At 36.0% G+C, this 24,462-nt stretch carries 23 protein-coding genes and 1 pseudogene; 3 read left to right on the top strand and 21 right to left on the bottom strand.

The window, feature by feature from the left end; all coding sequences use genetic code 11:
• Positions 1–102: 102 nt before the first annotated feature.
• A complete protein-coding gene (locus ACZ43M_RS25220) occupies positions 103–735 on the bottom strand; it encodes a magnesium chelatase domain-containing protein (RefSeq protein ID WP_464505262.1) in 633 nt (210 codons plus the stop codon).
• Between the two features lie 125 nt (positions 736–860).
• Between ACZ43M_RS25220 and ACZ43M_RS25225 the strand changes: the two genes are divergently transcribed.
• Positions 861–1,439 carry a hypothetical protein gene (locus ACZ43M_RS25225; protein ID WP_464505263.1) on the top strand — a complete coding sequence of 193 codons (579 nt, stop codon included), beginning with the start codon at positions 861–863 and terminating at the stop codon, positions 1,437–1,439.
• A gap of 243 nt (positions 1,440–1,682) precedes the next feature.
• Here the strand turns inward: ACZ43M_RS25225 and rfbB are convergent, their stop codons facing one another.
• The 19 genes and pseudogenes from rfbB to ACZ43M_RS25320 form a co-directional block, all read right to left on the bottom strand.
• A complete protein-coding gene (rfbB, locus tag ACZ43M_RS25230; RefSeq protein WP_464505264.1) occupies positions 1,683–2,702 on the bottom strand; it encodes a dTDP-glucose 4,6-dehydratase in 1,020 nt (339 codons plus the stop codon).
• Complete coding sequence (gene rfbD, locus ACZ43M_RS25235; RefSeq protein WP_464505265.1) at positions 2,703–3,557, bottom strand: dTDP-4-dehydrorhamnose reductase; 855 nt, start codon at positions 3,555–3,557, stop codon at positions 2,703–2,705.
• A 4-nt stretch (positions 3,558–3,561) separates the two neighbouring features.
• Positions 3,562–4,122, bottom strand: a complete 561-nt coding sequence (gene rfbC / locus ACZ43M_RS25240) for a dTDP-4-dehydrorhamnose 3,5-epimerase (RefSeq protein WP_464505266.1) — start codon at positions 4,120–4,122, stop codon at positions 3,562–3,564.
• Between the two features lie 15 nt (positions 4,123–4,137).
• The gene (gene rfbA, locus ACZ43M_RS25245; RefSeq protein WP_464505267.1) at positions 4,138–5,022 is read right to left on the bottom strand and encodes a glucose-1-phosphate thymidylyltransferase RfbA; all 885 of its coding nucleotides are present in this window, start codon (positions 5,020–5,022) and stop codon (positions 4,138–4,140) included.
• A gap of 121 nt (positions 5,023–5,143) precedes the next feature.
• Complete coding sequence (locus tag ACZ43M_RS25250) at positions 5,144–6,562, bottom strand: oligosaccharide flippase family protein (protein WP_464505268.1); 1,419 nt, start codon at positions 6,560–6,562, stop codon at positions 5,144–5,146.
• Positions 6,563–6,733: 171 nt separating this feature from the next.
• Positions 6,734–8,053: a nucleotide sugar dehydrogenase gene (locus tag ACZ43M_RS25255; RefSeq protein WP_464505269.1), complete on the bottom strand. Its 1,320-nt coding sequence runs from the start codon at positions 8,051–8,053 to the stop codon at positions 6,734–6,736.
• Positions 8,054–8,121: 68 nt separating this feature from the next.
• Positions 8,122–9,126 (bottom strand): glycosyltransferase family 2 protein, encoded by a 1,005-nt coding sequence (locus ACZ43M_RS25260; protein WP_464505270.1) that lies wholly within the window; start codon positions 9,124–9,126, stop codon positions 8,122–8,124.
• Positions 9,113–10,285, bottom strand: a complete 1,173-nt coding sequence (locus ACZ43M_RS25265; RefSeq protein WP_464505271.1) for a glycosyltransferase family 4 protein — start codon at positions 10,283–10,285, stop codon at positions 9,113–9,115. Before ACZ43M_RS25265 ends, ACZ43M_RS25260 begins: the two co-directional genes overlap by 14 nt.
• Positions 10,286–10,392: 107 nt before the next feature.
• Entirely contained in the window at positions 10,393–11,478 is a 1,086-nt protein-coding gene (locus tag ACZ43M_RS25270; RefSeq protein WP_464505272.1) for an EpsG family protein, read from the bottom strand.
• 17 nt (positions 11,479–11,495) lie between these two features.
• A complete protein-coding gene (locus ACZ43M_RS25275) occupies positions 11,496–12,347 on the bottom strand; it encodes a glycosyltransferase family 2 protein (protein WP_464505273.1) in 852 nt (283 codons plus the stop codon).
• Positions 12,348–12,433: 86 nt separating this feature from the next.
• Positions 12,434–13,546, bottom strand: coding sequence for a glycosyltransferase (locus ACZ43M_RS25280; RefSeq protein ID WP_464505274.1), 1,113 nt, complete (start codon positions 13,544–13,546; stop codon positions 12,434–12,436).
• Between the two features lie 45 nt (positions 13,547–13,591).
• Entirely contained in the window at positions 13,592–14,473 is an 882-nt protein-coding gene (locus tag ACZ43M_RS25285) for an NAD-dependent epimerase/dehydratase family protein (protein WP_464505275.1), read from the bottom strand.
• Positions 14,470–15,099: a sugar transferase gene (locus ACZ43M_RS25290; protein ID WP_464505276.1), complete on the bottom strand. Its 630-nt coding sequence runs from the start codon at positions 15,097–15,099 to the stop codon at positions 14,470–14,472. Before ACZ43M_RS25290 ends, ACZ43M_RS25285 begins: the two co-directional genes overlap by 4 nt.
• Before the next feature lie 915 nt (positions 15,100–16,014).
• Positions 16,015–16,374 (bottom strand): type II secretion system protein, encoded by a 360-nt coding sequence (locus tag ACZ43M_RS25295; RefSeq protein WP_464505277.1) that lies wholly within the window; start codon positions 16,372–16,374, stop codon positions 16,015–16,017.
• A 157-nt stretch (positions 16,375–16,531) separates the two neighbouring features.
• Positions 16,532–17,410: pseudogene (gene galU / locus ACZ43M_RS25300) on the bottom strand (UTP--glucose-1-phosphate uridylyltransferase GalU).
• A gap of 56 nt (positions 17,411–17,466) precedes the next feature.
• The gene (locus tag ACZ43M_RS25305; protein ID WP_464505278.1) at positions 17,467–19,293 is read right to left on the bottom strand and encodes a polysaccharide biosynthesis protein; all 1,827 of its coding nucleotides are present in this window, start codon (positions 19,291–19,293) and stop codon (positions 17,467–17,469) included.
• Between the two features lie 318 nt (positions 19,294–19,611).
• Entirely contained in the window at positions 19,612–20,373 is a 762-nt protein-coding gene (locus ACZ43M_RS25310; protein ID WP_464505279.1) for a tyrosine-protein phosphatase, read from the bottom strand.
• A gap of 30 nt (positions 20,374–20,403) precedes the next feature.
• Positions 20,404–21,105 carry a CpsD/CapB family tyrosine-protein kinase gene (locus tag ACZ43M_RS25315; RefSeq protein ID WP_464505280.1) on the bottom strand — a complete coding sequence of 234 codons (702 nt, stop codon included), beginning with the start codon at positions 21,103–21,105 and terminating at the stop codon, positions 20,404–20,406.
• Positions 21,095–21,844 (bottom strand): YveK family protein, encoded by a 750-nt coding sequence (locus ACZ43M_RS25320; RefSeq protein ID WP_464505281.1) that lies wholly within the window; start codon positions 21,842–21,844, stop codon positions 21,095–21,097. Before ACZ43M_RS25320 ends, ACZ43M_RS25315 begins: the two co-directional genes overlap by 11 nt.
• Positions 21,845–22,055: 211 nt before the next feature.
• On the opposite strand from ACZ43M_RS25320, the gene ACZ43M_RS25325 reads away from it, so the two are divergent.
• Positions 22,056–22,853, top strand: a complete 798-nt coding sequence (locus tag ACZ43M_RS25325; protein WP_464505282.1) for an SGNH/GDSL hydrolase family protein — start codon at positions 22,056–22,058, stop codon at positions 22,851–22,853.
• A 71-nt stretch (positions 22,854–22,924) separates the two neighbouring features.
• Here ACZ43M_RS25325 and ACZ43M_RS25330 read toward each other — a convergent pair whose 3' ends face one another.
• Positions 22,925–23,077: a hypothetical protein gene (locus ACZ43M_RS25330; RefSeq protein ID WP_464505283.1), complete on the bottom strand. Its 153-nt coding sequence runs from the start codon at positions 23,075–23,077 to the stop codon at positions 22,925–22,927.
• 260 nt (positions 23,078–23,337) lie between these two features.
• On the opposite strand from ACZ43M_RS25330, the gene ACZ43M_RS25335 reads away from it, so the two are divergent.
• On the top strand, positions 23,338–24,411 hold the full coding sequence (locus tag ACZ43M_RS25335) for a C40 family peptidase (protein WP_464505284.1): 1,074 nt from the start codon (positions 23,338–23,340) through the stop codon (positions 24,409–24,411).
• Positions 24,412–24,462: the final 51 nt, after the last annotated feature.

Below are 24,462 nucleotides of genomic sequence, written 5' to 3' on the forward strand. Positions count from 1 at the left end.
CTCCTAACCTCCTTCAATCTATCATTCTATTAAAAACACAACTATATTATACTCCAGATAACCCAGACCACAAAGAAATAGCCAAAGCCATTTACTATCGATCTAGGAACTGGAAAATCTCTGGATGGTGCCTGTCACCCATTGTTCTTGTTCTTCATGTATTTCGGGAGATGGTACTATCTCAGTATTTGTAATTGGAAAAGTAAATAAATGCTCTGCCGTCATTTGTCCACTCAAATGAGAAATGAGTCCGGATATCGAGGAAACTGGAATTAATTCTATTCCTGCTGTTTGAGGAAATATGTGGGTATTAATGGGAGGGATAAATATTTTCTTAAACCCGAGCTTTATCGCATTGGTCACAACCGGGATAAGCCCTTCAAATGCTTCAATATCACATTCTAAGGATATAGCTCCAATGATACATGTATCATCCAAAACCACACCATCCAGTTCGCCAACTGCCTTTAATACAGCAATTACCATCGCAGCATCATAGCCGGGACCTGTCTTTTTAAATTCCGGTGGAGATAAATTCACTGTAATCTTCTTCGTATGTATATCTGCATTCTGTTCATACAATGCACTCCAGACTCGCTCCTTCGATTCCTTCACCGAAGCATCAGGCAAACCGACAATGACAAACGACTCCTTATCCGTCCGCGCATTGGCTTCCACCTTCACCCTGTAACCGTCCATGCCATTCAAACCAACCGTCATTACAGAAGATGCCAAACTCCTAACCTCCTTCAATCTATCATTCTATTAAAAACACAACTATATTATACTCCAGATAACCCAGACCACAAAGAAATAACCAAAGCCATTTACTATCGATCTAGGAACTGGAAAATCTCTGGATGGTGCCTGTCACCCATTGTTTTATATCAAAATTTGCAGCAAAAGCTCATAATGAAGTTACATATCAAGATCTTATGGTTGCTGCAGGTCATTTAGCTCGAAAAGATGATTCAGATGGAAATAGAGAAAGCGTAGTAGATAGTGACTCTCCGATGAACTTCAGAAGTCAAATGGATGATTTGGAAAAGAAATTTATTCAGGTCATATTAGCAGACTTATATGAAAGCCCATTAAAATGGAGTGTAGAAAAGGCTGAAGACAGATTTCGATTCCCTGATATGACTATTAATATCGAGGATGAAGAGTATAACAGATGGTATTTAGAACTCAGGCCAAGCATTCCTGGTCGTCGTCATCCTTCAATCATACATGTATTTCATCTCTACGGTCGAATTGCAATGCAGGAGTTGTTAGAAACCGACAAATTAACTATTGTAGTTAATGATGAAAAGGATTTTAATATGATAATGAAGAGGCCTCCATTATCTCTTCGAGCCAATTTATATGTAATGCTTATTGATCTTGAGTGGGGAAAAATATTAAAAGAAGAAATGCTGTGCAAATATAGGAAGGATTGAATATGGAGGATTATGTTAAGACTTGCATGGTCCTCTTTGTGGTGAGAAAAGATAAAAAGTACGACAAATAAGCCCGCCGAGCCATTTGGCCCAGCGGGTAATTTACTAAATCACACTATTCCTTATAATTCTTCTCAAACCGCTAAGAATCACGGCACATTGCAATAAGATCTTGTTTTGCTGTCCAACCTAGTTCTTGCTTTGCTATTGTTGTATCGGCATGGTTCGAGGTACTAAAAGTCTTTATATCGTATACTGCTTCTCAAAGTACTTTTGATATTCCCCACTGATTATTTGCTCCCACCACTCTTTGTTATCAAGATACCATTGAATAGTCTGAGCAATTCCAGTTTCAAATGTATATGTTGGCTTCCAACCTAATTGTTCCAATTTGGTAGGATCAATCGCATAGCGTTTATCATGACCAAGACGATCTTTAACAAACTCAATTAAATCCTCTGATTTCCCTAACGTACTAATAATGGTTTTAACAACTTCTAAATTAGTACGTTCATTATGCCCACCAACATTATATACTTCTCCATCTACACCTTCATGTAATACTAAATCAATAGCAGCACAATGATCAATAACATGTAACCAATCCCGTATATTCTTTCCGTCGCCATATACAGGTACTTTCTGCTCATTTAATACTCGTGAAATTGTTAATGGAATTAACTTTTCAGGGAAATGATATGGCCCATAGTTATTTGAACAACGTGTGATATTTACTGGCAAACCATAAGTTTCGTGATATGAACGAACTAATAAATCGGACGATGCTTTACTGGCACTATATGGACTGTTGGGCTGTAATGGAGTATCTTCAGTAAAAAATGTTGTCGGATCAAAATCTAGTTCCCCATATACTTCATCAGTTGATACATGTACAAATTTTTTAATCCCTATTTGTTTTGCTGCATCTAATAATACTTGTGTTCCTAAAACATTTGTACGAACAAATACACCAGGGTCTGTTATTGAACGATCTACATGGCTCTCTGCTGCAAAATGTACAACACAATCGAATTTCTCTTTCTCAAAAAGAGTATCTATCTCTTGGCGATCTGCAATATCCGCCTTCACAAAATGGTAATTTTCCTTAGCTTCAAAATCTCGATGTTTAGTTAAATCTCCCGCATAGGTCAACAGGTCTAAATTATAAATATCATAATCAGGATACTTATTAACCAAGTACTGCACAAAGTTCCCTCCAATGAAACCTGCACCACCAGTCACAAGTACTTTCATCTTTGTCATTTATTTCACCTCTTGTGTTAATTCCTTTAAATATCTCTTAACAGCATCTTGCCAGTCTGGTAATGGGCTAAATCCGTTGTCAACTAGTTTCTGTTTTGACATACGGGAGTTTTTAGGACGTACTGCACGGGTTGGATATTCTTCTGTTTTAATTGAATTTACAATTACATCCTTATCAGCATGTCTAAATATTTCCTTAGCAAATTCGGCCCAGCTGCAGAAACCTTCATTAGAAGCATGATAAATTCCATATTTATCACTTTTAACCATATCAATTAATAAACGTGCCAAATCAAATGTATAGGTAGGAGATCCATATTGATCACCCACTACGTTTAATTCATTTTTCGTTTCAGACAATCTAAGCATCGTCTTAACAAAATTTTTCCCATTAATCCCAAAAACCCATGAAATACGAATAATAAAGAATGCATCTAATATAGACTGTACAATTTGCTCACCTTGACATTTTGTTTCTCCATAATACCCAATCGGATCTGGGGTCGAATACTCTAAAAATGGGATATCACCTTGTCCATCAAAAACATAGTCTGTACTAATATAGACAAATTTTGCATTTACTTCTTTAGCAGATGTTGCTAGATACTTTGTCCCATTGACATTCACATCATAACAGTTCTTTTTATCATCTTCAGCCTGATCAACTGCAGTATAGGCAGCACAATGAATAATCGCATCTGGTTTTAATTGATGAATATATTCCGAAACCCTATTTTCATCTGTAATATTTAAATCCCTAGAAGTTGTACCGATCATCTTTAGTCCACACTTTGTACCTTCCTTAACTACATCAAATCCAAGTTGCCCACCATATCCAGTTACTAATACTTTCATTTGTTTATTCACCACTCACGAAATTATTATCAGCGTTTTTTAATAGTGGGGCAGTCTCATCCTTTTCAGACAATACAGGTTTAACATCAATCGGCCATTTTATACCAATTTCTGGGTCGTTCCATAATATACTTCTTTCATTATCTGGAGAGTATACTTCATCTACTTTATACTGTACTTCTACATCATCCGTTAAAGTCATAAATGCATGAGCAAAGCCTTTTGGCACAAGCAATTGTTTTTTGTTTTCAGCACTTAATTCAATTCCAAACCATTCCCCGTAAGTAGGGCTTCCTTTACGAATATCCACTGCCACATCATAAATAACGCCCCTTGTACATCTTACAAGCTTCGCTTGTGCTTTTGGATTCATTTGATAATGCAATCCACGTAAAGTACCCTTCGTTGCTGAAAACGATTGATTGTCTTGAAGAAAATCTATGTCGATTCCATACTCAGCAAGAACTGATTTGCTATAGGTTTCCGTAAACCATCCACGGTGATCCCCAAATACTTTTGGTTCAATTACAACAACTTCTTTAAATTTCGTTTTAATAATATCCATGACTTTTTCACCTACTTATTTTTTTTCAATTAGTACTTGATTTGCGAGACGTAACAAATATTGACCATAACCATTTTTCTTCAATGGCTCTGCTAATTCTTTTAGTTGCGACCTTGTTATATATCCCTTCCGGTAAGCGATTTCTTCCAAGCAAGCAACTTTTAAACTTTGACGCTTCTCAATCGTTTCAATAAATGTTGAAGCTTCTAATAAAGACTCATGAGTTCCTGTATCTAACCAAGCAAAACCACGACCTAATAACTCAACATGAAGCTCGTCCAATTTTAAATATTCTTCATTCACAGCTGTAATTTCAAGTTCTCCACGCTTAGATGGCTCTATATTTTTAGCAATGTCAACGACACGATTATCATAAAAGTAAAGCCCTGTTACTGCATATGAAGACTTTGGGACATTTGGTTTTTCTTCAACTGAAATAGCTTTTCCAGCCTCATTAAACTCAACCACACCAAATCGTTCAGGATCCTTTACATTATAGCCAAAGACAGTTGCTCCCTGTGTCCTTGAAGCCACCTTTTCTAATAATCTCGTAAACCCATGGCCATAAAAAATATTGTCACCTAAGATTAGTGCAACATTGTCATCACCAATAAAGTCCTCTCCTATTATAAAAGCCTGTGCCAATCCATCCGGTGAAGGTTGAACAGCATAGCTTAAGTTTATCCCTAATTCTGAACCATCTCCTAGTAACTGTTCAAAGCGTGGAGTATCACTTGGTGTTGAAATTATTAGTATCTCTCTAATCCCTGCTAACATTAAAATGGATAATGGGTAATAAATCATTGGTTTATCATAAATGGGGATTAATTGTTTTGAAATGGATCTTGTAATTGGATAAAGCCTAGTACCGCTTCCTCCAGCTAAAATAATTCCTTTCATTTTAACACCTCTAAAAAGATTTATTTTTAAAACTAGTTAAACTCTGAGTAAATACTTCAAAATTATTGATAGCTAATTACAGTATTTATCATAGTATTAAATATACAAATTTATGGTAGTCTTAACCTTTTATTAAATATTTTATATTAATAACTGTTTCTTTAATTTCTCTTCTCTTAATTAGCAAATAAAATCCATAACCGACTAGATAGAGTGCTATACCTATCCATGAGGATATATACCAACCGGTTAAAATAAACAATATTATCATTGCCGATTCAAGAAAGATATCTTTATATACGGATACATTAAGTAACTTTGAAAGAAGAATTTCTGCCAATACACATCGGAAAGCCAAAAGCACAACAATCGTTGCAACAGCCAATGATAAATTTTCATAAACCACTGTAAAAAGAAGTGTAAGAATAATGCTTAAAATAACTGATGAAAGGTTTATAGTAAGCATTAGTTTCTCTTTTCTCAATGTTTTTAAATAAGTATTAATTAACAAAGCCATTTTACCCTCATAAACACACATTGGAAAAAGAAGTGCCATATACAATAGACTCTCTGCATATTGTGGTAACCAAGCTGTTAAAGCAATCTTCAAAGGATAGTAAGATACAAGTAACCCCAGCAGAGGTACCACTAAAAAACTTCTCATGACTTTATAAATCTTAGGAAGGTTTTCCTTATTCGTCCTTCTTAAGACTGGAAACATAATGATTCCGACTGAATTGATAAATACCATCATTAGATTAGACACACTCAATGTTAGTGATACCTTACCGAACGTGGAAACATCCCATGTACGCTCAATCCCAAACCGAACAATTCCTATAACCAGTATGCTCGCTATATTAGCAAACATTAGCTTTATTCCGACACTAATATTTTCGAATGTTTCTTTTATATCAAAATAAAGATTGCTGACTTTTTTGAATACAATTTCTCTACAACAATAAGTTGCATATATTAAAGATAAAAGTTTTCCTAATATATCAGCAAATATCAACAATTCAAATTGCCTTACGCCAACTAATAAAAATAAAATAATTAAACAGCAGTAAAGCACCTTTTCCATCATTGTTATTTGTGCAAACTCTTTAATTCTATTTGTACCTTGCAATATATAAATTAACATATATCTGACATTTACTAAAAACATACAGAATGCAGTCATGTTAAGGATAAATACACGATTATCATTTGCATTAAGTGCAGTCGAAAGTACAATAATAATAGCCCCTAACACGAGCTGAAGGACTACTAACATCCAAAACTGCGAAAAGAATAGTTTTTTATTTAATTCCTTATATTCTTTGCCACCATATCTGAGATACACCCCATCATTCCATCCAAAATGTAAAAATCCTACATAAGAAGAATAAAAAAGATATAGCTGCCAATATCCATATTCTTCTACTCCTATTAATTTTGGAACTAATAGTATGACTATTGTAGAAATCAACATTGATATTAGGTTTGAAGATAGAGTGTATGAAAAGTTTTTAATAAAAGTAATTGCCTTATTATTCAATAAGCATCCCTCAATCATAATACCTATATTTAATTGTTAGAATAGCAATATAATCCTAAATTGGTATTTAAATAAGTTCTTGTTTTCTCATCTTTGGAATATTCTACAAGTTATTACGAAAATCTCATATATAATTTAACAGCTTTTATTATTACAGGAATGCTCAGAGAATTATAATCTCCAATAACTATATCCTTTCTCTTCAATCTCATATCTATTAAAAATACTTTTTACATCAATAAAAACCTTGTCCTTATTATCAAAGTCACCGTACAATGAATCAATTTCATCCCAACTCATTTGCTTAAATACATCATGAGCAACCGCAAGCACAAGACAATCAGCATCTTTAACATCTTCCAAGTCTTTCAGATCAATTCCGTATTGGTGTTTAGCTTCACCGGCATCCGCTTCTGGATCAACCACAACTGGTTCAATACCATATTCTCTTAAGCTGTCAATAATATCTATAACTTTAGAGTTTCGTGTATCTGGTGTATTCTCTTTAAAAGTAATGCCTAGAATTACAATTTTTGATTGTGCTACTACCTTGTTGGCTAATATTAATTTTTTTATAATTGCATCAGCTACAAATTTGCCCATGTTATCATTGATTTTTCTACCTGATAAAATTATCTGGCTATGATATCCTAGCTTTTCAGCTTCATACACGAAGTAGTAAGGGTCTACACCTATACAGTGTCCTCCTACAAGTCCAGGATAGAACTTAAGTGCATTCCATTTTGTGTTCATGGCATCAATGACTTCTTTTGTGTCTATTCCCATTCGGTCAAACACCATTGCAAGCTCATTCATAAAAGCTATGTTAATGTCTCGTTGGCTATTTTCTACAACCTTAGCAGCTTCAGCTACTTTAATTGACCCTGCTCTATAAACCCCAACTTCAATTATTAATTCATATATTTTTGCTATTACTTCAAGACTCTCAGAATCCATGCCAGATACAATTTTAGTAATATTTTCTAGTTTATGGATCTTATCTCCAGGATTAATTCTTTCCGGTGAATACCCAATTTTGAAATCAATTCCACATTTAAGGCCAGACTCTTTTTCTAGAATTGGAACACATATATCTTCAGTGACACCAGGATAAACTGTTGATTCATACACCACAATGGATCCTTTAGTGAGATTCCTCCCTATTATCCTACTTGCTCCTTCAACCGGATAGAGGTCGGGTGTTTTATCTGAGTTAATGGGAGTAGGTACAGCTACGATGTGGAACTTTGCCTCTTTAAGTTTTGTTTCATCAGATGTAAATTCAACTGTAGTATTTTTAATTTCTTCATTACCAACTTCATTTGTAGGGTCAACCCCTGATTTGTATAACTCAACTTTTTGCTTATTTAGATCAAACCCTATTACATCAGCTTTTTTTGCAAAAGCAACAGCTATTGGCATTCCCACATAACCAAGCCCTATTACTGCAATTTTTTCTTGATAGTTTCGAATTTTTTCATATAAATTCACCTTTAAATTACCTCTCTTCTTTTCAATATGGCTAAAATAGATCTTCCTGTCGATTTAGGCTTAAGCGATTATGCACATATTTTTAATAGTGATTTATAAAAGGTATGCGAATACAACCAAATCACTAGAGCCCTTTTAGGCCGATAAACTAGCCCTTTTAGAAACAAAGAAAAGGAGTACGTGCAAACAAACCTTTCAAAAATACCGATTCCCTTTAAGTACTCAATTTTCTCTAGTCTTGTCATTTCATCAATATGATTTAATGTATAAGAAACCTGTATAATATAACTACTTATACTTTCTATCATCAGTTCAGGATCCCTATTTACCTTTAATTCGGTAATTAACTCATTTTCCTTTTTTGCATTTAATAAAAAAGGATTTAGTTTTTCAATAGAAAATTTACATACTGTACTATGATTGAATCTTTTAAAATGCGTGTAGTATTCATCAGGATTTATAACAAGTTTTTTTATATATTTAAATATTGATAAATTAAAATCAATATCTTCTCCACCTAATTTAAAGGCATTATCAAAGAATAAATTATTATCTAATATTATGTCTTTTCTAATAAGCGAATCCCAAACATAAACAAAGATATTATTCCTTTTTAATGTTAAATAGTCTTTTGATATTCCATTCTTGTCTAGTACCTGGAACGGAAGATCCCTAATTGGAATTTTTCGCTTTGACTTATTAGAGATTTCATAATACGAAACCCCATATTTAACTATATCCGCATCGTATTGCTTAGCAATTTTGAAATTATCTTCTAATAAATTTGCAGAAAAAATATCATCATTATCTGAAAATGCTATATACTCCCCTTTTGCTACTCTTAAACCTGCATTCCTTGCATCTGAAATCCCACCATTATCCTTATGAATAACGATTACCCTAGCATCCCTTTGGGCAAATTCGTCACAAATACTACCTGAATTATCCTTTGAGCCATCATTAATTAAAATCAATTCGAAATTTTTATAACTTTGATTAAGAATACTTTCTATTGCATCAGATAAGTATTCTTCTGAATTATATACTGGCATTATAATACTAATATCCATCATTGAGCCCCCTTTCCCTATTATTTTTCACATTTACAGTTTTATAAGCATCAATTACTTTTGCTGCTGTTTCTGTAATCGAAAATTTAGTTGTTGCAGTTGAATAAGCATTCTCAACAATCTGTTTACTTAGTTTTTTATTTTGTATAACATAAATAATTTTTCCCACTAAATCCATAAAGTCCCCTTGTTTATATAAAAAACCATTAACACCATCTTCAATAAGTTCCAACGTTCCACCGATGTTAGACCCAATCACAATTTGCTTATTAAACATAGCTTCAATGGTAACTCTTCCAAATGCTTCACTTTTTGAACATACCAAGGCGATGTCGCAACTTTTCCTAATATCTGTTACATCAGACTGATATCCGCAAAACTCAATAATATTACGAATAGAATGCACATCTATAAAATCTTCTATTTCCTCCATGTACTGGTTGTCGACAACTTGTCCTACTACTTTGAGATTTATATTATCCATTCCATGATTATATAAGTATTCAACAGCACGTACTGCCTCAAGCTGACCCTTTCCCGGATAAATTGCTCCTACAATGACAAGCGTTATCTTTTCAGGGAACGAGAAATTTCTTTCATTATTTAGGTGACTACTTGGGAATGTAAGGCCGTTATATATTACTTTTAATCTGGCTTCGTCAAATACTTTTGAGTAAACATTATAAGTTGCATTAGAAATACCAAACATTAAAGTTGAATTCCCAACAACATCATAAACCAATCTTTTATTATAAAACTTTAAATTAAGTTCTTCTGGAAACTCACGCAAATGCCATACATATGGTTTCCCATTTTTCTTCAACAATCTAGCACCAACACCATACACAATAGAATTGTAGTGTACAATATCAAAATTTTCATTTACTATATACTTATAAAACTTGTATTCTGCAAAATAATTGATCATCCGCTTATATAATTTCTTCCACTTTTTCTCCTGCCCAATCAAACCAGCCCAAGTTCCGGAATATATAACTTTATAACTAACACCATTTTGAATTAAAGCATTTTCCAATTCACCATGCCTTGGTATCACTACCGTAACACTTTGCCCCTGTCTTATTAATGCGACTGCTAAATCCAAAAGTGACCTGTTTGCACCAGATAAATCATTTAAATGTGCAACTAAACATATTTTCATTTTTAGTGATACCCCCCCTTTAAGTTTTTAAAAATTATGACCTTAATATCTATCAATTAGAAAGTAATAATTATTGGTAATTAACTCCATTTAGTAGGAGAGCGGTACTATTTAAATAGATCAAAAATGAGATTATTTTGAAAAACTGGCAACAATACACTTTCAAATGAAAATAAAATTAGAAAGAAAAACACCAAACATAAAATGAAAATCGAAACATAAATGAGTATTACTAATTTTCTTTTTGTTGTTACAAATTCAGTGTTAAAATATGTTATATTAGTTGCCATTACATAGAACATTAATAATAAATTTCGTGCCAATCTGTAAAAATCGACATCAAACAAGATTATAGGATAAAACAAAACTGTTAAAGGCATAACCTTATATACGAGTTCAGAGTACTTTGCATACTTTGGTATAGTACTTAATTTTTTTACCTCTATATCCTTAAGTGTTAATTTATACAACTTCCTAGTGATATAAATAATAATTGCAAAATAAAAAACAAATAATACTTTTGTATAAAGTTGTGTACCGCTAAAACCACTTTCTAAGTAAACAGCTGTCTTAGGAATCACTTTCGGGAGAATCGATACTAAGGTATTTGACAATACTAATACTAATTCAACCGTCAGCACTATAATTGCGATAAAGTTAATTTTTCTTTTGTCCAATTTTCCCAAGAATAATAATAAATATATAAATGCACTCGTATGAAACATCGTAGCACAAAGTATAGATAGGAAGAATTTAATGTTCCCCCTAAAATTATCATTAACTAAATACTGAGTTCCCCAAAAGGTTATTGCCATTGCCATAAAATTCCTCAAGGCACTTACCTCGTGTGCAAATGGAAACATAAAAAATAGGAATAGCACCGCTAGTGGTCTTTTTGCAACTCTTTTAAGCGTGATTGCAATCAATAATAAACCAATAAACGAATATATCATTAGAAATTGTTGATAACTCAAACCCATTCTTGCAGTTATACTCATGAACAGCGCAAAGCCATATTCAACTCCAGTAAACCATCCTCCAGAAACAAATACGTTATAAAATGCCTGATAAGAAACTGAATCGACAGTCCAAGTATTTAATCCATAAAATATCCATAAGATAAAGAAGAAAATCCAATAAAAGGACATATATGTGACTGAAAAATTTCCCCCTTGAATTTTCTTATTTATCATAATTACACCGCCATTTTTTACATAATTTGAAATTTAACACCATGTCTTATTCCCTTAAAAAAGTTTTTGAATTTCTCTATTTTATTTGTTTCAAAAAATACAATAATGAGCAAAACTTTGATTAAGCGCAAGCATTCTTTAAATAAAATTTTGTTAGTTCTGTATCGTTTAATATAAATGATAATATTCCTCGCAATATAGTATTTTCTGAATGCAGTATGATTACTAACACGAATTTTAAACGGCCATAATTTTACTATTTCGGAATCACCTAATTGGTGATTCAGTACAACACTGTTGATACGGATTATTTTATAACCAGCTGTGATTGCTTTAGCACAATAATCAAAGTCGACATAATCGATAAATAGCTCATCTCGAAAACCGCCAATTTTTTTCCATATTTCTAAGCTAGTAAATGCCGCAGAAGTAATACATCTATTAACATACTCTATCTCACTATTATCATCTGTAGCTTTTGTAAGTTGCATTCCTATATTTTCATCTATAATATTAGGGCACAGTAGTGCAACACAAAAATCATTAGTATATTTCATATATTTATCAATAATATTATCAGGACAAATAGAATCCTGATCTAAGGTTAGAACCCACTGTTCCCCTGAATCTATTGCTTCTTGGCAGATCTGATTTAAAGCTTTAGCAATTCCTAAGTTTTTTTTGTTTTGTATCCATTTTATTTTCTTTTTAAAGCCTAATTTATTAACAGCCATAAGTATTTCATTGTGATTTTTAGAGTAATTATCAACGAGGATTACTCTATCAACCTGATTAATTATTGATAAAATATTTTCCTTTAAACGATTAACATCAGGATTGTATAAAACTATCCCTGCCGAAGCCTTCATACTATCATTTCACCTCTATACTGTGTCTTAGACATTACTGGCTTGAATTAACCGTTATAATCATTTTAATAACATAACTTTTTAATTCAAAACACTGAACGTATTACACTTTCTATTGAATTATTAAAACTTTCCTCCGATAAGTAACATTCAAAGAAATTTCTAGCAGCTTTTCTTTGCTGATAATTTTGTGTTAATTTGTCAATGAAAGTTCCTTCCGTATTTATTCCAACTCCATATTTATCAATTATTTCCCATGTGTCCCCTTTTATATTATTAATTATGGGGAGCCCTCCTTCAAAGTAATCTATGCTTTTCATTGTTAAACCAACATATACACTGTCTTTCATAATATTAAGGCCATAGTGACATTGGTTGAATATCTGCTGTTTCTCATTGGGATTATACACTTTCCCGTGATAAATTACTTTTGCTCCAGCTTTTTTAGTAGCAGTAATAAGTTCTTCTCTTCTCTCACCATCACCAATAATGTGGAGTGTTATATCTGTCTTCCCTTTAATATTCTTAATGATTTTTTCAATCACCGGTATATCAATAATGTTGTTAATTGAACCTAAATAACACAATGATATTGAATTATTAGGCAGATTTAGGTTCTCATGGAATGGTTTAATCTCTTTTGCCAAATAAATAGTTTTCATTTTTTCCAAAGGCAGTCTGTTTACGAGCTTTTCTTGATAAAGATCGCACTCCGTAACCACGAAATCAGACTTATCAATATATTTATCTCGAAGGTTGCGCCAGAAGGTAAAAGGTGGTGAGCTTTTAAATTTAGAAATTGGCATAGTTTCAGGCCATAGGTCAATAACATCTAATATTAATTTTGTATTAGGATACTTACTCTTATATTTTGTAGCGGCCTTGACAATTGAATTTGGCGGTAGTAGCACCCATAACAAATCCCATTCTTCCCCAGAACTATTTTGTTCAATCTCTTTAAATATATCTTTTGCCAATTTCGCATGTGAATAAAGGCGACCAACAGAAAGATTTTTATAATAAGGTCTCGCTTTAACAAAAGTATAATTTTCCTTAATATCAGTTCTTTGAGTTTTTTCAAAGTGCTTGAAACTAGATTCAAATACTTGAACATAATCACACTTACTAGAAAAATATCGATACAACAAATCTACTCGATGCTCGTAGGTATCAAAACAATTAATAATTGCCACATTCATAACATGTCTCCATTCCAATCAATTCAGATTAAACTAAACTAGTATTCATTTACCATTCTTTCTACTTTCTATATGTTCAGTAAATTCTATTGATTTCCGAAAGTCCCTAATTCGATAATCCTCTTTATAAGTACTCATGCTTTTCTCATATACTAAATTACCAAATACTTTATTTATAATTCCTAACCTCAACCCCACAATCTCCAGTATGGGATTAAACATTTTTGTCAATGTAATCTTCTTTCCATAAACATTAGCAATCAATTTAACCATTTCACTTGTTTTAACATACTCGCTATTTTGTGGAAAGAACATTCCACTCTCTTCATTATCAATCATAAGTTTTAGGAACTCGCAAAGATTATCAATGTGAAGCATACTTCTTTGATTTTCTATATCAGGAAAAATCGGTAACTTTTGAGCAGCCTTTGCAAGCTTAGGATAATTCCCTTTAGACCCTCTCCCATAAATCATAGGTGGTCTAATAATAGCGACTTTAAAATTACTGTTTTCTAATGGTCTGATACCCTCTTCAGCTTGCAATTTGCTATTTCCATAAAAGTTACTCGGTGTAGGTATAGTATTTTTATTGATGACTCTTCTATTGCCACTACTTTCCCCATATACAATTATGCTGCTCATAAAAATAAACTGCTTAACACCTTCTGCTTTGGCTTTTTTAGCAGCCTCTATTGTAAGATCACGATTAACTTTATAGTAAATTTCCTCCATCTTAGGATCCGATGAGACATGTGCTATCCCAGCTACATGAAGCACAACATTATACCTTGAGAAGTCTTTTTCTTTCCAATCTTCACTTCTTAAACTAATAGAATCTATTGAATACTTATCAGGATAATTTCCAAGCCACTTCACCATGCTTGTACCTACATAGCTATTTTTACCAGTTATCAATATCTTTTTCATTTTGAACCGCTCTCCTTGCTACTAGCAACTTCCTTCTTTGCTCCAGTCCCACCTTCAACAACCCCGTCGCTTTTTACAACACTAACGATGGTACCGAAGAAGCACTTAACATCCATACCAAGACTAATCTTTTCAACATACTCCCCATCTAACTTAGCCTTAGCTTCAATAGGAAGTTCATCACGTCCGTTAATCTGTGCCCAACCAGTAAGCCCAGGCGGGACATCATTAGCACGATACTTATCCCGTTCAGCAATCAGATCATACTGATTCCACAATGCTGGCCTAGGCCCAATTATACTCATCTGTCCCACAAAAATATTCCAAATCTGCGGAAGCTCATCAAGAGAGGTTTTTCTCAGGAATTTACCCATCTTTGTGATATACTGTTCTGGATTACCTAATAAATGAGTTGGAGTGTCCTTAGGCGTATCTATTCTCATAGTACGGAACTTCAAGATATTAAAATGTGTCTTGTTGATTCCTACTCGCTTTTGCTTAAACAGAACTGGGCCTCTTGAATCTATCTTAATAGCAATGATTAGAATGAAAAAAATGGGCGATAAGATAATAAGACCTATTAAAGAAAGAATGATATCTATTAATCTTTTAACCTTCATATACATCCAGCTACACTCCTTAAAATTTGTTCTTTAGTAGATTAGTACTTAATTGGAAGTCACTTATTCCAACCAACTACTAAACCACTAAAATTGTTATCTACTACCGATAGCCACCTCGGATATTATATTCAATATGAGAAATAGATGAAAAAATCAATATATAGTATGCTCCGTCGTTATAAAACGAATTTTAACACTACATATTGCGTATTGTTATCATATTACGATACTCACCTCGGATATTATATTCAATATGAGAAATAGATGAAAAAATCAATATATAGTATGCTCCGTCGTTATAAAACGAATTTTAACACTACATATTGCGTATTGTTATCATATTACGATACTCACCTCGCATATTATATTCAATATGAGAAATAGATGAAAAAATCAACATATAGTATGTTTTGTTGTTGAAAATCGAATTTCAACACTACATATTGCGTTTTCTTATCAAATCCCGATACTCACCTCGTAATATCTATTCAATCTACCAAGCAACTACGAAATAGATATTCACTAGAAAACCACTCTAAATCGAGTTTCTTCCTATTATATATACCATTCAATCAATCTATAACTCTCACTAAAAACGCCCAAAACCCTTATCCCGTAAGGTTTCTAGCACTCAATCTAACTACAATACTCAGTTCCCATTTAATATTCATTCATTTTCCTAATTCTCAAAATGCCGCAAGGCCTAAAAAATCCTAAAGTAGAGATCCCTTAATTCATCATTCTATCTTCAATAAACTAACAAAAAAAACGCTCTGCTATATAGAAAATACCCATAAATCGCAACAACAACAGAAACCCGAAAGGGTTTCAACACACCATACGTAAGGATTCCCACTCTCCAAAAACGAACCAACCATTTAACAAGTCTATGAGTAATAAGGAACCCATCCTCAACACCTACAAATACGGAACATTCCCATCACCAGGCTCAGCATCGGTATCCTTATCGTCATGATCCCCAGGATGCAAACTACACTCAACCCGCCCATTCACATTCCGAATTTCCCCATCAAGCGGACAAATCTCCTGCCCGTACTCGTTTAAAAACTGCACAAAAGCAACATCGGAATGATCCATTCCTTCATACTCCAGCTGCCACTCATACAAACGTTCCAATTCCAAACGATTCACCTGACAAACATCCTCACGTGCTGTTTCGATCATCCCGGTAATCGACACAACGGCGATCCCGGCAAGGATCCCTAAGATGACAATTACTGCAAGAACCTCTACCAATATATACCCTTTAGAATTCATCGTCCTGCTCCTTTAAAAGATTTTTTTGCAACCTTTTCGGTGGACCAAAAACTTCTAAGGTGTATATCTCTTGGTTACGATAAAACTTCCTATATCTCAATGAAAAACTATCAATCAATCGGCCCATGCCAAAAATATCAAAGCAGGGTGATCAAAATTATTTTACTTTCATCCCATCCAACATCTCTTCAAGATAAGGAAGCAGTTCCGAGCGCAACTGACGATCCTGCATCGCAAACTCAATAGTAGTCTTCACAAACCCAATCTTCTCCCCAACATCATATCGCTTGCCCTGAAAATCATAGGCAAACACTCTCTGAATCTGATTCAACTTCTGAATCGCATCCGTTCATTGAATCTCCCCGCCAGCACCCGTTTCCTGCTGTTCTAGGAACATAAAAATTTCAGGCGTTAAAATATACCGTCCCATAATCGCCAAGTTAGAAGGTGCAGTTCCGGGCGCAGGTTTCTCAATAAAATTTGACACTTGGTACTGTCTTCCTTCCTGAACCGAAGGTTCAACAATCCCAAAACGATGTGTTTCATGATCAGGGACGGTCTGAACGCCAATAACAGAAGAAAGAGTTTCATCATATATATTCATAAGCTGTCTCAAACAAGGTGTATCACTATGAACGATATCATCACCAAGCAACACTGCAAACGGCTCATCCCCAATAAAATTCCGCGCACACCATACCACATGCCCTAATCCCTTCGGCTCTTTCTGCCTAATATAATGAATATCCGCTAAGTTGGTAGGATATTGGACCTTTTCAAGTAAATCAAATTTCCCTTTAGCCTTTAAATTCTGCTCAAGCTCTGGAGCAAAATCGAAGTGATCTTCGATCGATCGCTTTCCTTTACCGGTTACGATAATAATGTCTTCAATTCCAGATGCTACCGCTTCTTCAATAATATAATGAATCGTTGGCTAATCAACGATTGGCAGCATCTCTTTCGGCATTGCCTTAGTAGCCGGCAGGAAACGGGTTCCTAAACCCGCCGCAATAATCGCTTTTCTTACTTTTTTCATCAAATTTCATTCCTATCAAAAACAATAAATAGATAACCGCAAGGTTATCCTACACCTTACCTGGCAGCCGACACCAACGCTCTAGCATCAAACTTATTATTAGCCACCGCAATCAAAGTATCATGCATCTCCATCTCCGACATATGCAGCAACTTATTAATTAGCTGACTTAGTACGTCTGCATGCACCACATTCGCCTTCCCAATATGAATCTTAGGAAATATCTGCTCTGGATGAACCTCATTCGCATTTAGCAGTTCTTCATACATCTTCTCCCCAGGTCGAAGTCCGGTAAAATGAATCCCGATTTCTTCTATAGAATATCCTGACAGTTTAATAAGATTCTTCGCCAAATCAACGATTTTCACCGGTTCACCCATATCTAAGACGAAGATCTCGCCACCCTTGGCCAATGACCCAGCCTGGATAACAAGTCGTGACGCTTCCGGGATCGTCATAAAGAAACGTGTCATTTCTGGATCTGTAACCGTCACCGGTCCGCCAGCTTGTATCTGCTTTTTAAACAACGGAATCACGCTGCCGCGGCTGCCAAGGACATTACCAAACCGAACAGCTACGAACTTCGTCTGACTCTGCGCAGCCAAACTCTGAATAATCAACTCTGCAAACCTCTTTGTAGCACCCATTACGTTAGGTGGATTAACAGCTTTATCAGAAGAAATCATCACAAAAGTATTCACACCAAAGGTGTCAGCGGCTTCAGCGACATTTTTCGTACCAAAAATATTGTTTTTTACAGCTTCACGAGGATTATATTCCATTAAAGGCACATGCTTATGCGCCGCCGCATGATATACCACAAACGGTCTGTGCTGCTCCATCACTTCAAAGATCCGCTCCCGGTCTTGAATATCCCCAATCACCGGGACAATCTCAATCTGCCCTTGATACTGCCTGCGCAGCTCCATATCAATTGTATAAATGCTGTTTTCACCATGTCCCAAAAGGACAATTTTACGAGGACCAAACTTACATATCTGCCGGCAAATCTCCGAGCCGATTGAACCGCCAGCACCGGTAACCATAACGGGTTTTCCGGAAACATACTCCGAAATACTGGCAATATCCAACTCAACAGGTTCACGTCCCAGTAAGTCCTCAACCTGTACATCGGGAAATTCATTGACGGATACCTTGCCAGTCATCAAATCCTCCAGCATCGGGATAATCTGTGTTTTCGCCTTTGTCTTCGAGCATTCATCATAAATACGGTTGATTTCTTTTTTACTTAAGGAAGGAATCGCAATGATGATATTGTCGATTTTGTATTTCTCTACCATCTTAACAATATGACTGGAATTCCCCACTACAGGAATCCCCAGTACATCTAATCTGTACTTCCTTGGATCATCATCAATAAACGCGACTGGCTTTAAATCAATCTCATGATTGTGCAGCAGCTGCCGAACAACCATCGTTCCGCCTGCTCCAGCACCGATGATGAGTGTCTTCTTGATATTTTTCTGCCGGTTCATGATGTTGTCGCGGAACATCCGCCACGAAAACCGCGATCCGCCAATCAATAACACATGTAGCATCCACGTGATCATCAACGCCCTAACATAAATATTGTCGAAAATCACCGTCTGCATGATTGCAGCAGAGGCAATCGTAAATGTTACAGCCTTCACAATCGCCATCAACTCGCCGACACTCGCGTATTGCCATGCTTTGTTATATAGCTTGTAATTATAGGCAAATACATGATGGCAAGTGAAAATCGTTAGCGCTGTTACTAGGATCATCGGATTCTTGACGATGTCGATTCCCGGATTCAACGTCTCATAGCTTAAGTAAATGGCCGTGAACACAATAATCGAATCCAAAAGCGCTAGTGTAGTCAACCTCTTTCCGTATGTCACCCTTTTCTTTCCCCCGTTTCCTTTTCTCTTTCGTTTTTCTAAATAAATATTAGGACAAAAAAATAAATATCTAATGGAAAAATAAGTGTCAATGCACTCGTACTTTCATTAGATATTTATTATTTTTTGTATATTTTTAAATCGGGCATCTAACCCGTCCTCACATCATACTCCTGACGACTTGCGTCTAAGGTCTTATTTTTTCTCGAAGAAAAACCCACAGCATGACCGAGTGCCACCATGGATAACGGACAGGGTAGCCTCGCCGCAGGGAAAAATCCTGAAAACATATTTGAAAGTCCACCTAACACTTTAAAATTAAAAGAAAATAAATCTCTTTTTCTTTTTGACAGGCATCGGAATTTCTTTCATTACGTTTTTCCCATTGATTAAAAGCTCGGCATTTTCGTTGAATAGATAGATATAATCCATTCCAAATTCCATATCCACTCGTTCTAATGCCTCGTCCATCTTAAAAGTACGAGTGCTGACATTATGAGCATCGGATGCAATGAAATGCGTTAAATTTGCTTGAATTAACTGCATTGAAAATGTTTGAATCTTTTTTCCAAAATACCCGCACAGACTTGAGGCTGTAACTTGCGTTAACGCACCTTTCTCGACAAAATGGTACAACTTGTCCGGGCGTTCAATTAATTCCGAATTTCGTTCAGGATGAACGATGACAGGGATTAGCCCCTTCAGCTGGATATCGAATAGAAGCTGCTCCGTATATCTCGGAACATGACCTGAAGGGAATTCGATAAAGACATAATTCGTGCCATTTAACGTTTGAATTTCATCCTTTTCATAGTCATCCAACAGTTCTCCGTAAATCCGTGGTTCCTGCCCCGGAAGAATCGTTACATCAATATCTTCCTCTTTTATGGCTTTGTTCAGTATCTCTACTTTTTGTAAGATTAGTGGCTTTCGATTATCGTATTGTTGATTTAAATGAGGAGTGGCAATGATGGTATGGATTCCTTGCTGGGCTGCTTCCTTGACCATTAGTAAACTATCATTTATGTTTTTTGCACCGTCATCAATACCAGGCAATATATGACAATGGATATCAATCACATTTTCCACTCCTCTATGTTCATCAACTATTTATTTTGTTCCATAATAATAATAGTGATTGTTATTCTCTATTTTCTTGTTATTTAATACAACACCCAATAATTTACTTTGTGCTGAATCCAGCAGCTCTTTCGCCTTGACGATGTGGTCTTTTTCTGTTTTCTCGCTAGAAACGACTAATATTGAACCATCGCACTTATTCGACAAAACTTGTGCATCAGTTACTGCCAGGAGAGGAGGAGTGTCGAAAAGCACCATATCAAATGATTCCAATACCTCTGTAAACAATTGCTTCATTGTATACGAACCAAGCAGTTCTGCAGGATTAGGAGGAATCGGGCCGCTTGTCAACACGAACAGATTTTTTTGACTTGTCTCCGCCACTGCTTTTTCTAACGTTTCTCGTTTACTTAACACACTTGTTAAGCCAATGGTATTGGTTTGATTAAATGTATAATGAGCCGTTGGTTTTCTTAAGTCTGCATCGATCAGCAATACTTTTTTCCCTTGTTGGGCAAAGACAACCGCCAAATTAGCTGCTGTTGTTGATTTTCCGTCACCAGGTCCCGCTGAGGTGACCATTAATGTTCGCAATTCTTGATCTACGGAAGAAAATTGGATATTTGTTCTAATGGTACGAAATTGCTCAGCAATCGGTGATTTTGGATCCAACATCGTAATTAAGCTTCTCCGATTATTCAAGACGTTTTTCTTCCCTTTTTTAAGAGCCAATTGTCTCACCTCTCAATCTAGAATTTCGCTCCGCTTTTTTAATGTTGCTGCCTTTTACTTGACCATCTTCAATGGTGGCAATCGCACCAAGGACCGGAACACCAATCAGTTTTTCAATTTCCTGCTCATTTTTTATCGTTGTGTCGAGGTATTCCTGTAAGAAGGCCATACCAATACCTGCCATCAAGCCGACAACCATGGCAATAGCAATATTAAGCAAAGGTCTTGGTTTGATTGGGGATGGGTGTTCGGACACTTCCGCTTTCGCCAAGACGTTTACATTATCCACATTCATGATGTTGACAATTTCCTTCTTGAACACTTCCGCAGTCTTGTTCGCAATCTTCGCCGCCTGGGCAGCACTTGTGTCCTGAACAGATAAATTCACCACTTGAGAATTTGTTTCGTTTGCAACTGTAATTTTTTCTGTCAGTTCATTTGCTGTCATATCCAAATCCAGTTCTTTGATGACTAACTCAAGGATGGCCGGACTTTTGATGATCACATTATAGGTATTAATTAATTGAAGGTTCGTCTGCACTTCGTTATATTGATACGCAGTTTGTTCATTTTTTGCTTGATTGACTAGCAATTGTGTGGACGCCTGGTAAACAGGTGTTAAGAAGAAGTAGCTGATTATGCCACTGATTAAAATTGCGATAAAAGTTATGCTCAATATGAAACGCATATGTTTGCGCAATGTATCAAACAGTTCCTTTAATGAGATTGTCTCTTCCATGTGTTCCTCCCCATATATATCCAAAAATTAAAACATAGAATAGTATATCATAAAAACAGGTCTTTCGACATATTTCCTAATTTTTTCCCTTTTACTTAATCTATTTTACACCCTTTTGTAGTTTTTTGTAGACTAAAGTTAAAATTGGAAGTAATTTTCAAGTTTTTTTTGTTATAATGGAGGTGCACATTATATTGGAGGAATTATTTTTATGAGGTCTTTTTTTACTGTTTTATTGGGAATTGCTACTATTATCGTCCTTATCATCGGTAATATGTATTGGAATGACCGCACTAAGGCATCATCCCAAGAGGATACTGTTCCTTTAATTAAGAAGATTGCCACAAAGGATGCAGGGAAAAAGGAAGAAGTCAATCTACCTGAATCCGATTTTCTTGCTTATACAGCGAATTGGCCAGAACAAGCTGTTGAGACATTTAAGCAGGCACGTAAAGAGAAAAAACCCTTCCATATTCTTTTTCTAGGTTCTCCGGCAATCGGAACGGAATCGGAGGGTGGCTACCCGCTCGTAAAGGAGAAACTTGTCGATACCTTTGGAGAGAAGGTCGTAAAAGTGGAATTGCAAACCTTTAATAACACTTCTACTAAGTTTATTGAAGAAGGACATCTTGAGAAACTTGGGACTGAACCAGATATGGTTATTTTCGAGCCTTTTATTTTAAAAAATAATGGATTGGTTTTGGTTGAGGATACGTTAGCTGACGTGTCCAAGATCATGGATACCATCCAATCAGCAAATCCGGATGCAACTATTATCTTGCAGCCATCCTATCCTCTGTATAACGCGAAAATTTATCCGCAGCAGGTTTCTGCCTTAAAAACCTATGCGGAAGTCCAAAAAATTCCCTATCTTGACCATTGGTCAGCTTGGCCTGATTCACACTCAGAGGCCATCAAGGAATTCTTGACCCCCAACGGCAGCGGACCTAGCAAGAAGGGATATCAAGTGTGGTGTGATTACTTACTTGATTACCTTATCAGTAAGTAAGTTATCAGCATTAATAGGACATATAAAAGGCTGCCATTACATCGTATTGGCAGCTTCATTTTTATATATTTTCAGATCATCATTTTTTTTAGATCTGCTTTAAGATCATTCATTAGTTGATCGATTGTCAAATCGTCTTTTGTTAGTCCTTTTTCATAGGCTTTTTTGATAATCTCACTAATTTCGACATTGCCCGCATTTGCCTTGTTTCCCTTCAGCTCCACTTCGCACTAATGACCTCCCCGTACACATTTTTAACTATAATAATAGAAAAAGAGTGAAATGTAAATGGATTTCCAATCGAATATTGTAACAAATATGTGAAATTTGTGTATTTAGATATTCAGAACCCAAGTTTGCGACAATTTATTTGAACTTTGGCCCTTATTTTCGTTATTACTGCAAAATTTACCAATTCGTACCCCAAAATATTAGCAATCTATGGTAATATAAATAGAAAAATAGAGATATAGGGGGAACGAAATTGGATAATAAAACCGTAGTGCGCGTTTTATCGACAACCGCATTCCTGTCGCTTGCTTATGCCGGCGCAGCGCATGCCAGTACATACACTGTTCAAAAAGGCGATACCCTGTCAAAAATCGCTCTGGACTACAAGACGACTGTCAATGAGTTAAAAAGCTTGAACGGTCTTACTTCCGACTTAATCTACATCGACCAGACCCTTAAAGTTTCCGCCGATCCGGTTGCTGTTAAACAGCCGCAACAGCCAGCTGCCCAGGCACCACAGGCTGCAGCCACTTACACCGTTGTGAAAGGTGATGCTTTAATTAAGATTGCCAACCGCTTTAACGTTACGGTTGCTGAATTAAAAGAGTGGAACAACATCTCCGGCACGATTATTTATATCGGTCAACAGTTAAAGGTTTCTGCACCCGGACAAGCTGCGCCTGCCCCGGCACCAGCTCCAAGCCCTGCGCCTGCTCCAACACCGGCTCCTGCGCCAGCGAAGGCACCACCAAGCTGGCAGTCGAGTATTGAATACACGATCCAAAGCGGCGACAGCTTAAGCAAAATTGCCGTCAAATTCGGCACAACCGTCGGCGAGTTAAAGACACTCAATAACTTATCGTCAGACTTAATTTATGCAGGACGCAAGCTGTTGGTACCTGGCCCATCCGGCTCCGCAGCCCCAGCTCCGGCACCAAGCACAACACCGGCGCCAGCAGCCGACTTTGCCAGCAAAACCATTGAAGTGGCGAAAAGTTTAATGGGCATCCCATACGTCTGGGGCGGCAGCAGCCTATCCGGCTTCGACTGCAGCGGCTTCATCTATTACGTCGCCAACCAGTCCGGCAAAAAAATCGGCCGCTACTCCGCCGCCGGCTACTACGACCGTTCCTATTACGTCGACCAGCCGCAAATAGGCGACCTGGTGTTCTTCGCCAACACCTACCAAAAAGGCATCTCACACGTAGGCTTCTACATCGGCAACAACCAATTCATCCACGCCAACTCATCAAACGGCGTCATGATCTCAAGCCTGTCGAGCACCTACTACAAACAACACTTCGAAGCCTTCAAGCGCTTCTATTAAGGGTAAGGCACCATGGGGACGGTTCTACTGGTTCCGTAACATAGCCTAAGA

Source organism: Neobacillus sp. B24 (assembly GCF_055381825.1).